The 12,177-nt window shown below is 37.5% G+C and carries 17 protein-coding genes; 12 read left to right on the top strand and 5 right to left on the bottom strand.

Annotation, left to right across the window (positions count from 1 at the left end; all coding sequences use genetic code 11):
• Positions 1 to 99: 99 nt before the first annotated feature.
• A complete protein-coding gene (locus ACIQXU_RS11935) occupies positions 100 to 909 on the top strand; it encodes a helix-turn-helix domain-containing protein (RefSeq protein ID WP_402989509.1) in 810 nt (269 codons plus the stop codon).
• Between the two features lie 228 nt (positions 910 to 1,137).
• Here ACIQXU_RS11935 and ACIQXU_RS11930 read toward each other — a convergent pair whose 3' ends face one another.
• Positions 1,138 to 1,578, bottom strand: a complete 441-nt coding sequence (locus ACIQXU_RS11930) for a winged helix-turn-helix transcriptional regulator (RefSeq protein ID WP_402872632.1) — start codon at positions 1,576 to 1,578, stop codon at positions 1,138 to 1,140.
• 134 nt (positions 1,579 to 1,712) lie between these two features.
• Between ACIQXU_RS11930 and ACIQXU_RS11925 the strand changes: the two genes are divergently transcribed.
• The 3 genes from ACIQXU_RS11925 (at position 1,713) to ACIQXU_RS11915 (ending at position 4,544) form a co-directional block, all read left to right on the top strand.
• Positions 1,713 to 2,249 carry a DUF4242 domain-containing protein gene (locus ACIQXU_RS11925; RefSeq protein WP_402989506.1) on the top strand — a complete coding sequence of 179 codons (537 nt, stop codon included), beginning with the start codon at positions 1,713 to 1,715 and terminating at the stop codon, positions 2,247 to 2,249.
• A gap of 282 nt (positions 2,250 to 2,531) precedes the next feature.
• Positions 2,532 to 3,590, top strand: coding sequence for an acyl-CoA dehydrogenase family protein (locus ACIQXU_RS11920; RefSeq protein WP_402872636.1), 1,059 nt, complete (start codon positions 2,532 to 2,534; stop codon positions 3,588 to 3,590).
• 213 nt (positions 3,591 to 3,803) lie between these two features.
• Complete coding sequence (locus ACIQXU_RS11915) at positions 3,804 to 4,544, top strand: hypothetical protein (RefSeq protein ID WP_402872638.1); 741 nt, start codon at positions 3,804 to 3,806, stop codon at positions 4,542 to 4,544.
• A gap of 61 nt (positions 4,545 to 4,605) precedes the next feature.
• Here ACIQXU_RS11915 and ACIQXU_RS11910 read toward each other — a convergent pair whose 3' ends face one another.
• Positions 4,606 to 4,743 (bottom strand): small acid-soluble spore protein P, encoded by a 138-nt coding sequence (locus tag ACIQXU_RS11910; RefSeq protein WP_402872640.1) that lies wholly within the window; start codon positions 4,741 to 4,743, stop codon positions 4,606 to 4,608.
• Positions 4,744 to 4,857: 114 nt separating this feature from the next.
• On the opposite strand from ACIQXU_RS11910, the gene ACIQXU_RS11905 reads away from it, so the two are divergent.
• Positions 4,858 to 5,121: a hypothetical protein gene (locus tag ACIQXU_RS11905; protein ID WP_402872642.1), complete on the top strand. Its 264-nt coding sequence runs from the start codon at positions 4,858 to 4,860 to the stop codon at positions 5,119 to 5,121.
• 105 nt (positions 5,122 to 5,226) lie between these two features.
• On the opposite strand, the gene sspO is transcribed toward ACIQXU_RS11905, so the two are convergent.
• On the bottom strand, positions 5,227 to 5,379 hold the full coding sequence (gene sspO, locus ACIQXU_RS11900) for a small acid-soluble spore protein O (RefSeq protein ID WP_402872644.1): 153 nt from the start codon (positions 5,377 to 5,379) through the stop codon (positions 5,227 to 5,229).
• A gap of 384 nt (positions 5,380 to 5,763) precedes the next feature.
• Here sspO and acnA point away from each other — a divergent pair, with 384 nt between their 5' ends.
• The 6 genes from acnA (at position 5,764) to ACIQXU_RS11870 (ending at position 10,819) form a co-directional block, all read left to right on the top strand.
• Positions 5,764 to 8,475: an aconitate hydratase AcnA gene (gene acnA / locus ACIQXU_RS11895; protein WP_402959126.1), complete on the top strand. Its 2,712-nt coding sequence runs from the start codon at positions 5,764 to 5,766 to the stop codon at positions 8,473 to 8,475.
• Between the two features lie 209 nt (positions 8,476 to 8,684).
• The gene (locus ACIQXU_RS11890) at positions 8,685 to 9,218 is read left to right on the top strand and encodes a TlpA disulfide reductase family protein (RefSeq protein ID WP_402872649.1); all 534 of its coding nucleotides are present in this window, start codon (positions 8,685 to 8,687) and stop codon (positions 9,216 to 9,218) included.
• A 265-nt stretch (positions 9,219 to 9,483) separates the two neighbouring features.
• Positions 9,484 to 9,612, top strand: coding sequence for an FbpB family small basic protein (locus ACIQXU_RS11885; protein WP_402872652.1), 129 nt, complete (start codon positions 9,484 to 9,486; stop codon positions 9,610 to 9,612).
• 163 nt (positions 9,613 to 9,775) lie between these two features.
• Positions 9,776 to 9,919: an acid-soluble spore protein N gene (locus ACIQXU_RS11880; RefSeq protein WP_402872655.1), complete on the top strand. Its 144-nt coding sequence runs from the start codon at positions 9,776 to 9,778 to the stop codon at positions 9,917 to 9,919.
• A gap of 164 nt (positions 9,920 to 10,083) precedes the next feature.
• The gene (locus ACIQXU_RS11875; RefSeq protein WP_402872658.1) at positions 10,084 to 10,500 is read left to right on the top strand and encodes an acyl-CoA thioesterase; all 417 of its coding nucleotides are present in this window, start codon (positions 10,084 to 10,086) and stop codon (positions 10,498 to 10,500) included.
• A gap of 25 nt (positions 10,501 to 10,525) precedes the next feature.
• Positions 10,526 to 10,819: a hypothetical protein gene (locus ACIQXU_RS11870; protein ID WP_402989803.1), complete on the top strand. Its 294-nt coding sequence runs from the start codon at positions 10,526 to 10,528 to the stop codon at positions 10,817 to 10,819.
• Between the two features lie 48 nt (positions 10,820 to 10,867).
• Here ACIQXU_RS11870 and ACIQXU_RS11865 read toward each other — a convergent pair whose 3' ends face one another.
• Complete coding sequence (locus ACIQXU_RS11865; protein WP_402872660.1) at positions 10,868 to 11,164, bottom strand: HesB/YadR/YfhF family protein; 297 nt, start codon at positions 11,162 to 11,164, stop codon at positions 10,868 to 10,870.
• Positions 11,165 to 11,256: 92 nt separating this feature from the next.
• On the opposite strand from ACIQXU_RS11865, the gene ACIQXU_RS11860 reads away from it, so the two are divergent.
• Positions 11,257 to 11,742: an NUDIX hydrolase gene (locus ACIQXU_RS11860; RefSeq protein ID WP_402989503.1), complete on the top strand. Its 486-nt coding sequence runs from the start codon at positions 11,257 to 11,259 to the stop codon at positions 11,740 to 11,742.
• Between the two features lie 256 nt (positions 11,743 to 11,998).
• On the opposite strand, the gene ACIQXU_RS11855 is transcribed toward ACIQXU_RS11860, so the two are convergent.
• Entirely contained in the window at positions 11,999 to 12,142 is a 144-nt protein-coding gene (locus ACIQXU_RS11855) for a YycC family protein (protein WP_402872669.1), read from the bottom strand.
• Positions 12,143 to 12,177 lie beyond the last annotated feature (35 nt).

Here is a 12,177-nt window from a genome sequence, read left to right as displayed (position 1 = left end):
GTATCTAATAGTAGATTGAAAATCCCAAAGAAAATAGTCAGTATTTTTGACATGAATATAAAATTTCCTTAAAAATATATTTCTAGAGGGGTATAACCTATGGATACAGTATTTAAGCCTATTCAACCTGAGTGGAATCAAAGATTACAACATATCAACTTGCTCGAACCTACATTATTTTTAAAAAGTTCTGTTGCATATGTATACCAATTTAAAGTGTCATCAAATGTAGAACCAACCGTTTTATTACCCGGAATACCTGATGGGTGTGTCGATATTATCTTTAATATGGAGGGGGATCAGGGCGATTGTTTCTTGATTCCAAGTCCCAAAATAAGGCAGGCCTATAGCTTTAAAACAAACACGACATACTTTGGCATTCGTTCACTTCCACTCCAGACATTGTTTTCTTTTGTATTATCTATGAAAGAAATCAACCAGTATATTCAGTTAGCCTTATTTGAGGTTGCCCCTTCCTTTTCCGTACTTTATAATCAACTCCTAGAAATTTCTACATTAAAGGAAAAACTACACACACTCGAATCATTTCTTCTAAGTAACTGTACTTCCCATTCACCTAATAGTGCTATTGTGAAATGTTGCATGGACATTAGCATACGTTCGAAAGGTAATATACACGTCAAGGATTTTGAAGCGCATACAGGGTACTCTGAGCGTTATTTGCGTACGCTTTTTCAAAATGAGGTCGGGATACCACCAAAACTTTTTTTGGAACTGTTGAATTTCCAATACACGCTTCAAGAAATCTATAGTGGCACATTTAATCTAGAAACGCATATTGCCGAAAGCGGTTCCTATGATACTTCTCATTTCTATAAGAAATTTAAAAAATTCACCCAAATGACGCCTTTCGAATATAGAAAGCTACTAAAAGAAGTTATTTCTTAAAGTGGTTCTTTCAAAGTGTTCTATTATTCTTTTTTTATGTAAATGAAGTCTAGCGTGTTATACAGCACTTAAGTGTTGTAGAAGAAAGATAAATTGAATGTATAGCGGGAAAATAAAGGTTGGATTAAGCCAACGAGAGATTGGCTATTTGGGGAAGATAAAAAGAGAACGTCCTGATACTTTTCAAGTGTTAGGACGTTCTCTTTTTTTATGGTGATGGATAAGTGCTTACCTTTGAAATTCTTTCTCTACTGGAACAACTTTTATGTCCTGAACTAGTTCTCCCGTTTTTTTAGAATAATAGCCTATGCTCACTTCGTCGCCTGTTACAGGGTCGATTAGTTGTTTATAGCATTTTTGCAGATGGTGGCTTCCCCAAATGATAAGTGAATTGAAGACATCTTCTAACTCTTCGCCACTTTTAGTCAATGTATAACGGTAACGAGGAGGGTGGTCCGTATAAAGTTCTGCTGTAACGAGACCTTCCTTTTCTAAGTACTTCAACCGTTCTGATAAAAGATTGGAAGAAATTCCATTTAGCGCTTTTTTTATTTCGTTAAACATGGTATGCCCGTTTAGTATTTCATGTACTACCAATAAGGTCCATCGATCACCGATGATATTAAGTGACTGTGCGATATTACAAGGCAAATCGTACCTAGTTTTCATAAGTATCCCTCCAATGTTTGATTTGATTTTACCATAGTTAGTTAAAAAACAACAAAGTTGCTTTTTTTAACTAAGTATAATAAAATAACCTTATAAAGATTTCCACTTAAAAAATACAAAGCGAGGGTTTTATCATGGGACTATTTTTAATTGAATCATCATTGAAAGATATCGTGTCAAGTAAAGAAGAACTGGATCAAAAGGTGTCAAAACTTCAAGCGGATTTAAAGGAGAGAAACGCTTCATTAGTGGAGCTTCAACTATCGAAAGATTTCTCCCGTTCATTCTTCATTATTGAAGGGGAAGACCAAAATGCTGCAACTGAGACATTAAAAGGTTCAAGTATTCCTGTGGAACTTGTGAAAGAAGTTCGCCTAGTTGGTAAGGAATTAGAAGATGTGAAGAAAAACAATGAAGTCGTCAATTATTTAGTTGAATGGAATATCCCGGAAAATCTTACGATGGATCAATACTTGGCAAGAAAGAAAAAGAATTCCGTACATTATCAAGAGGTGCCTGAAGTGGCATTCTCAAGAACGTATGTGTGTGAAGATATGACTAAATGTCTTTGCTTCTATGATGCACCTGATGAAGCTGCAATTAAGCGTGCTCGTGAAGCAGTACAAACACCCATTACTTCCATTACCGAAATTCATACAGAAACTAAATAATTTTTATTTGAGAAACGAGGGACGCCTAAACTTTAAGTTTGGGTGTCCTTTTTTACTTAAAATTATAATCTGAAAATTTTGATTGGATGGTTGCAATTTTATATACAGTATAATAAAATAACCTTAAACCGACTAAACTAATATGAATAAGTGTTTTTCCAAAGCATTTAAAAAATACAGGTTAATATAGTCGTCCGATCCTATACATAAAAGAACCATCATTAAAGTCATTACTTTTAAGGTTTTATACAAAGGCGGAATGAAAATAGGGGAGTTGTGGTCATGGAATCATGCGTAGTGGATAAAAAACCTATGATCGAACAATTAATTGAAAAGGAGTTAAGACCATTCGTAAAGAAAATAGATGCTGAGGCTTTTTATGCTGAAGGATTTTTGAAAAAGCTCGGTGAGGCCGGTCTGTTTTCTTCCACTAATAAAACGGAAAAAGAAATTTTATTAGATGAAATGTATGTAGTTAAAGAAACAGCTAAAGTATGCATGACAACAGCGTTTTGTCTCTGGTGTCATTTGGCTGCCTTAACCTATATCCGAAAAACCGATAATGTAGAAATGAAAACTAGGTTATTATCAGCTTTTGAAAACGGTGAAGTCCTAGGGGCAACAGGTTTATCCAATCCAATGAAGTATTACGCGGGGCTAGAAAAACTGAATTTGAGCGCGAAACCGACTGAAGGTGGCTATATTGTTAATGGTGTATTGGCGTCCGTTTCCAATCTTGGAGAGAACCATTGGTTTGGATTAATCGCAGGTGTTAGCGAAAATGAACGAATAATGGCCGTGGTTCCTTGTAAATTAGACGGCCTAAAGCTAAAAGAAAAGGTAGATTACCTGGGGATTAACGGGAGTTCTACATATGCATGTTCCTTTAATGATGTATTTATACCTAAAGAATGGGTATTGTCTGAAAATGCCGATTTGTTCGTGGGAAAAATTCGTCCGGCATTTATTGCCTATCAAATTCCTCTCGGCCTGGGCGTCACCCAATCATCTATCATGGCGATTGAAAAGGTATGTCAAAAGCAGAATGGCTGTAATCAATTCTTGAGAACCCAATCAAATGAACTGCAAGAAGAAGAGCGACACATACAGGAAAAGATTTTAACCTTATTCAATAATGATTCACTTGACTGGAAAGAGATTGCAGATATTCGCCTTAAAACCGCTTACCTAACCCTTAAGGCTGTTCAAACGAATATGCTTCATAATGGGAGTGCCGGTTATCTGAAAGACAGCGCACCATCGAGGAAACTTAGGGAAGCGTATTTCTTTGCAAACTTGACACCGACAGTTAAACATTTGGAAAAAGTCCTTACTGTATAACCTAACCCTCATGAGATTTTCTACTCATGGGGGTTTTTAGTGAAGAAAACAACTCTATTACATCTTAAATGGGTATAAAGGCCCGGCATTTTTAAAAAAGATAAAGGATCAGAACTAAAATAGTACAAGAAGATTAGTGTGGTAAATGGGAAAATGGGTTATTTTAATTTTGGGAATATTATCTAATTTATTCCCGAAAAGGGGGATGTTTCATTGAAAAAGTATTGGAAAAGTATATTTTGTGCGTTAGCCGTCCTTGTGCTATCGCTAACGAGTTTGCAACCTGCTTTAGCAGCGACGGATTTGAAAAAAGCGAAGACGATAAGCCTTGACAAAAACTATACGGGACAGCTATCTATTACTAATTATGAACAGGTTTTCAAAGTCAAACTCAAGAAAAATGGAAATTTGAAAGTTTTTGTTAAAACGTATAAAAGTAGAAGTTGGTATGTTGAAGTCTTGGACAGCGAGGGCAGCCGACTTGATGACTATTACACAAAAACAACCAATGGTACCGAAACCAACGAAATCGGATTAAAGAAGGGTACATACTATATTGTCATCTCCGGAAATAAAGATAAGCCTTACAAGGTGCAAGCTAAGTTCAAAGCAAGCGAGTATTATGAAAGGGAAAGTAACAATACAGTAAAAACAGCAAACACGATAAAAACAGGTAAAAACTATTATGGTGCCCTACAAGAATTTACGGATAAAGATTATTTGAAGTTCACCGTGAAGAATAAAAGGAAAGTGTCAATCACTTATAACAATACACCCAAAGAACAAAGAGATATCTTGATAGTGAATGCGAAGGGGAAGGTCTATAAAACGGTACACACCGACTATCATGTTAAAAAACCTAGTACTAGTTCATTCAGCTTGTCTTTACCAAAGGGGAGTTATCATGTTCTGATTCAATATGGGAGCGGAGCATATAAAATAAAGGTGAAGTAAACAAACAAAAAAACGGTGCAGTCCAGCTAGTGGCTGCACCGTTTTTTCTTAAAACGGGTGTTTACATATCGTGACTACTGTTATGTTTTTGTCGAGAGTGCTGTCTGTTTTTCACTTTGTGAGAACCACTTAGAGGTTCAGGCTGACCTGATTTTTTTCCTTGATTCTTTTGCATGCCTTTTCCATCATTTTTAGTCATATGATATCCCCTCCTACTTATTAAGATAATCAGTTCGTTGAAAGTTATTCACAAGCATATTTATAAAAGCATCGTACATCCTAAAGATGAAAACTTATTGAGGAGCTGAATTTGATGCAGGACAAACAAGATAAGCGGAGATCTTTTCAAGAAGCCCAGCAAAGCTACAAACAAGTAAATGATGCCTATTCTTCGATTGAAAAGACGGCACCGAATTATGGAACGGAACTGAAACATGTGAAACAGGAAGTGAATGAAGCTTATCAGCAAATTCAATCTGCTTTAGTCAACGCATCTGAACACCAGCGTGAACAATTGAAGCAGTATGAACAGGATATACAGGAAATCGTGAACGAAGTCAATTCAGATGACTATTGAAAAAGGAATCCTATAGGCCCAGATTTAGATGTGCGTTTACCTAATAAAATGGGCTTTTTGAAGATTAGCACCTTCAAAAAGCCTCTTTTATGGATTCCTTCTTATTTATTGATTCTTCTTGCGCTTTTTATTGTTTTGCCTTTGTACCTCGGTTAAGGGTGGTTCATTACCTAATTCATCATTGTAGCCCACGCCATTGCCTTGTGCTTTTGCTGCGTTCATTCCCGGTATTACATGATTTGCTTTTTGCTTTGCCATTAGATCACCTCCATTTCATAGAGTGTCATAAGGAACGATGATTATGTATTAACTTCAAATATGTTTTGTTGGAATAATTTATCAGCTTGTTTTTGCGAAAAGCTAAGAATGATGAAGCCTTTAATGGGCGTGCTATGGGCATCTTAATAAGAAGTAAGGGATTTCACATAAGCTAAACTTATCAAAAACAATAACTTTCTTGTTATTTACTTATGCTGAATTCTATATTACTATTAGGTAGAAGGAAGAGTTAGGGTGGGAGAAGAGAGATAAATTTCATCAAACTAACTTTTTTACTTATATCCATTGTAAACATGGTTTTAATGACCAGGTTTTACTTTTATGTGCAGAATTGTTCTGACAGTTTAATAGGGGGTAATATTCATGACAAAGAATGACGTATATCAAGCGCGTAAGTCTTTTGAAGTTGAAGGACAACGCTACAACTACTACAGCTTAGATGCTATTGAAAAAGCAGGGGACGGCAAAGTATCACGCCTACCATATTCCATTAAAGTCCTACTTGAAGCGGTACTTCGCCAAGTGGACGGAAGAGTTATTACAAAAGAACATGTTGCAAACCTTGCTAAATGGGGAACAAGCGAGCAACAAGATATAGATGTTCCATTCAAGCCTTCACGCGTTATCCTACAAGATTTCACTGGTGTACCAGTAGTCGTAGATTTAGCTTCTCTACGTAATGCATTCGCTGCACTTGGTGGAGATCCTGATAAAATTAACCCGGAAATTCCGGTTGACCTTGTAATTGACCACTCAGTACAAGTTGATAAAGCAGGAACTTCTGATTCTCTTGATGCCAATATGGATCTTGAATTTGAACGTAATGCAGAGCGTTACCAGTTCCTAAGCTGGGCTCAAAAATCATTCAACAACTACCGTGCTGTTCCACCAGCAACTGGTATCGTTCACCAAGTAAACCTTGAGTTCCTTGCGAACGTAGTCCATGCTGTTGAAACACCAAACGGAGACTTTGAAGTATTCCCTGACTCTGTATTCGGTACAGATTCACATACTACAATGATTAACGGTATCGGTGTTCTTGGATGGGGTGTCGGTGGTATTGAAGCTGAAGCAGGTATGCTTGGACAACCTTCATACTTCCCAGTTCCAAAAGTAGTTGGAGTAAAACTTACTGGTCAACTTCCTAACGGAACAACTGCTACTGACCTTGCATTGAAAGTTACTCAAGTTCTTCGTGCACACGGCGTAGTTGGTAAATTCGTTGAGTTCTACGGCCCAGGAGTTGGATACCTTCCACTTGCTGACCGTGCAACAATCGCTAACATGGCACCAGAATACGGTGCTACAGTTGGGTTCTTCCCGGTTGATGCTGAAGCAATCGATTACATGCGCTTAACAGGCCGTGATGAAAAACAAATTAAAGTGGTTGAAACATACTGCAAAGAAAATGGATTGTTCTATACTCCTGAAAACGAAGACCCAGCATACAATGATGTTGTGGAAATCGACCTTTCAGCTATTGAGCCAAACCTTGCAGGACCTAAACGTCCACAAGATTTAATTCCACTTTCTCAAATGAAAAAATCTTTCCTTGAAGCAATCAATGCACCTATGGGTAACCAAGGTTTTGGCATGACTGATGCTGAATTGGATAAAGAAGTAACAGTTAAATTTGCTGATGGCAAAGAAACTACTATGAAAACAGGTGCGATCGCTATTGCTGCAATCACAAGCTGTACAAATACTTCTAACCCATACGTAATGCTTGGAGCAGGTCTTATTGCTAAAAAAGCGGTTGAAAAAGGCTTGACTGTTCCTGATTATGTTAAAACATCATTAGCACCAGGTTCTAAAGTTGTTACTGGTTACCTTCGTGATGCAGGTCTTCAACCATACTTGGATCAATTAGGATTCAACATCGTTGGTTACGGATGTACAACTTGTATCGGTAACTCAGGTCCATTAGCAGACGAAATCGAAGCAGCAGTTGCTGAAGCAGATCTTCTTGTAACATCTGTACTTTCTGGTAACCGTAACTTCGAAGGTCGTATTCACCCATTAGTGAAAGCAAACTACCTTGCTTCTCCAACATTGGTTGTTGCCTATGCACTTGCTGGTACTGTGGACTTCGATCTTAATAATGATTCTCTTGGTAAAGACAAAGACGGTAACGATGTTTACCTTGCTGATATCTGGCCATCACAAGAAGAAGTTAACGCAGCTGTTAAATCAACAGTTACACCGGAATTATTCCGTAAAGAATACGAAACTGTATTCAACGATAACAAACGTTGGAATGATATCGAAACAAGCAATGAAGCTATCTATGCTTTCGATTCTAAATCAACATATATTCAAAATCCTCCATTCTTTGAAGGATTATCACCTGAACCAGGTTCAGTTAACCCACTTACTGGATTGCGCGTAGTTGGTAAATTCGGTGATTCAGTTACAACTGACCATATCTCTCCTGCAGGTGCAATCGGTAAAGATACTCCAGCTGGTATCTACTTACGTGAAAACGGAGTGAAACCACGTGACTTTAACTCTTATGGTTCTCGTCGTGGTAACCACGAAGCGATGATGCGTGGAACATTCGCCAACATCCGTATCCGTAACCAAGTTGCTCCAGGTACAGAAGGTGGTTACACTACTTACTGGCCTACAGGCGATGTAATGGCTATCTATGATGCATGTATGAAATACAAAGCTGATGGAACAGGTCTTGCTGTCATTGCTGGTAAAGATTACGGTATGGGAAGTTCTCGTGACTGGGCTGCAAAAGGTACGAACCTTCTAGGCATTAAAACAGTTATCGCTGAAAGCTTCGAGCGTATTCACCGTTCTAACCTTGCATTGATGGGTGTTCTTCCTCTTCAATTCAAAGAAGGAGAAAACGCTGAGACTCTTGGCTTAACTGGTAAAGAAGCGATTGCTGTTAAGATCGACGAAACAGTTAAACCTCGCGATATGGTAACTGTTACAGCTACTGATGAAGCTGGCAACGTAAAAGAATTTGATGTATTGGTTCGTTTCGATTCTGAAATCGAAATCGACTACTACCGTCACGGTGGTATCCTTCAAATGGTATTACGTAACAAACTTAAAGGTTAATTAACTTTTAGAAGACGACAAACCTGCCTGTCAGGTTTGTCGTTTTTTTTGTGTCAAAGTTATGAAATATAACAAGGGACTTCGATTTTACCTTTTCTGAGCATGATTTTATTGGTAAGATGATGTAAGAGGCTGACAGATATGGAATATGTACTATTTCTTTTGGCGAATGAATATTTTTATTGTAACGGAATTAGGGGGACGGGGTCATGTTAAAGAAAATTATTGCCTCGGTTGTCTTACTATCGCTGATAGCGGTGGCAATCGTTCAAGCAATGGATGATAAACCTGATAAAAATGAAGAAGGAAATTCGATGGGGGGGCTGAAAATTGGTGCCAAAGCACCTGATTTCACCTTAGAAACTTTGAATGGGAAACAGGTGAATTTATCTGACTATAAAGGAAAAAAAGTGATGTTGAATTTCTGGGCAACTTGGTGTCCTCCTTGTAAAAAAGAAATGCCAGATATGGAGAAATACTCAAAGCAGGCTGGGGAAGATGTCGTTATATTGGCTGTTAACATTGATCCAGAAAATGATGTGCAGGCATTTATTGATGATAATGGGATAACATTTACCATTCCATTGGACAGTCAAAGCGCTAAACAACCGGTAAACGATCAATATAAGGTTATGGCCATACCTACAACATACTTTATTGACAGTGAGGGCATTATTCGAAATAAAATGGTTAAAGCGATGCAATTTAATGAAATGGAACAAAACATCAATAGTATGAAATGACGGAATCAATAAGATTCCGTTTATTTAGTAGGATTTAAAAAATGTGTCTAATTTGTCACAAGTTTTTAGAAAAATCAAAAAACATTGCAAAAAATAGATTACACTCCGCCAATTTGGGTTAAAGTATAGAAGACGCGTGAAATGAGTTTGGTACGAACTAAAATGACTGATTATTCAGACTTTATATCAGACTGTCTGTATAGTCATAATTTTACGTTAATTTGGAAAAGATGGAATATACACTATATAGTAAGAAGGTGAAAATATGAAGAAAAGAAAACGATCTTTTGAAGAACTGATTAATGAAAATAAAAAGGAATTGTTAATGGATACAAAGCTGATGGAGAGACTTGAAGAACGACTTGAACAAAAACATATGCAAAAGGCTGAATAATAGCATAAGGGTATGAAAAAGAAGGGCTAGCGATGAATATTTCATTGTTGGCTCTTTTTTACATGCAGTGGTAAAAACATTTGAATTCTCGGAAAACCACTCAAAAACTGGAACTCATGAATTTCATTTTTAAAACCATCCTAAAAATAGGAGGCGATTTATAATGAGTAACCCAAAAAAAGATTCACAACACTTTAGACCGAGCCATCTGGGTACACAACCGAGAACAGGTGGAGGAAATAAAGGAAAGCAAATGCAAGATACTTCAGGAAAGCATGCCCAAGTCATTCAAACTAAAGGTGAGTAAGTAAGAATTCATGTCTTTAAAGGCTAGGTGGAGAAGGGAGTTATTCTTTCTCTACCTTTTCTATTTCAATAACCGAATAAGAACGGAGACGCTATTCTTTAAAGGTATTCTGCAATTATGATAAGATGATGACAGTACGATTGAAAAGGAAGTGGGGAAACAAAATGTGGATAGCAGAAAATGAAATAGAGGTTCGGTATGCTGAAACGGACCAAATGGGAGTCGTGTATCATGCTAATTACTTTGTATGGATGGAACTTGGCAGGACGAAATTAATTAATGATTTAGGTTTCCGTTATGCAGATATGGAAGCGGAGAACATCCTTTCCCCCGTGATGGATATACAGGCTACTTACAAAATACCTGTACGTTACGGTGAAAAAGTACTGATCAAGACATGGATTGAAGAATATGATGGGCTCCGTGTCGTTTATGGATATGAAATCATGAACCAGGATAATAAAGTGGCGGCAACCGGCCAATCTGTGCATGTTTGCGTAAAAAAGGAAAACTTTAAACCTGTGTCCATCAGAAGGCTATTTCCAGCGTGGCATGAAGCCTATGAAAAAAATAAAAAGTGATATTTACATAACCGAGGTGAACAGTATGGCGTTCGGGATTAAGCGGGTCGACGTTATTAACTGGAAACGTCAAATCGACCAAGGAAAAATTGCGTTTTTAACTCACTATTGGCTTGATGATCGTTTTCCTGGTTGCAAGACAGTGACCAAAGTCGGCTGTAAGGACATGGATCGTTTAGCGGAGTGGGGAGATAAATATGGTTTGAGAAAAGAATGGATTCATCACAGGAAGGATGGTTATTCCCACTTTGACCTGTTGGGGGATCGGCAAAGAGACATTCTTAAAGCTGAGGATATCAAAGAAAGATTAGTCAAGTAAAAGGCGAAACAAGGGAAACTGACAGCAGCAGGGTTCCCTGCTGCATGGTCAAGCTCCTTTTTTGTATACGAATTCAGGTTCAGCAGATTTCTCATTGAAAGTGATTAATAAATCATGTCCATCGAAAAACCATGTATCTTTTTCTTCTACATAAAAGGTGATTGATCTCATTGTATCTGAAGCTGCTATGGCTTCAGGTTCTTCCTGAATGATGCCCAATGAAAATCCGCTTTGGACAGTACTTACCCCTCCGTATCGTGCATGAAAGCGCAGATAAGCCCCTTCAGGCAATTCTAACTCATCGATATACCATTTGGCAGCCCGGTCGGAAATTTGTAGTTTCAAAAAGTGAACCTCCTCCCTTTAATTGAACATGTTCATTATAAGATAAATGCAGTAAAGATGCGAATAAAGTATGTTGTGGAGGAAAATCAAGAATGAATATACCCTATACGATTTGTTTTATTACCCGAGTAAGATCAGGCAGGGTCGAAATTCTTATGCTTTTGCGTAATAATGAACCTAATAAACATAAATGGAATGGCGTTGGTGGAAAAATCGAGGAAGGAGAGACCATCAATGACTCGATGGCTCGAGAAATAATCGAAGAAACAGGGCTGAAAGTGAACAATCTGTGTTTCCGTGGTATCGTAACATGGAACGAGACGAGTGGAATGTACGTTTATCGGGCCGAAGACACAGGTGGAGAACTCATTGCTTGTGATGAAGGTGAACTTGCCTGGAAGCCCTACGAGTGGGTCATGGAGACTGATGAAGCTGTGTCGAATATTAAATATTATTTAAATGAAATTTTATTTGAGCAGTCTTTATACGAATTTGCTTTGACATATGAAAATGAACGACTACTTTCCTTTGAAAAAAAATCCTTACCTGATAATTATCCGCTACTACTTACTAAATAAAAGAGCATTTTTTATTTATGAATCATGCACTAAAATGAATTTTCCTGTACATATGTAGATGAATATAAAAGTAGGGGTAATGAAGAATTCCTAACATCACACATGGGAGTTAAGGGTACGGAGAAGTGAGAGATGAAAAAACGGTGTTTTTATAGGGATGTATTTTTCGGAATCGAATTATGTAATGGATATTGATAAAGATGGCATGCTTTCCATGCAAAAAGAAAACATGCCTAAATCGTACCTGCGGATCATGCTATTTTTTGTTTTCTTTTTCTTCGGCCTCGGCTAGTTTCTTTAACAAGATGGGTGTAGGCATATGCATAATTTGCTCTAAAGGTAGGTTAAGTGTCTCAGATAGCTTTATTGCGGTATCTGATGAGATTTGTAAAGGTTTCACGGTTTCTCTCCTAATCTTCTATTCAATATTTAATG

It is taken from the genome of Peribacillus sp. NPDC097284 (assembly GCF_044761765.1).
Taxonomy (GTDB): Bacteria; Bacillota; Bacilli; order Bacillales; family DSM-1321; genus Peribacillus.
Note: the sequence above shows the minus strand (reverse complement) of the source record. Positions and strands in the feature narration are given on the sequence as shown.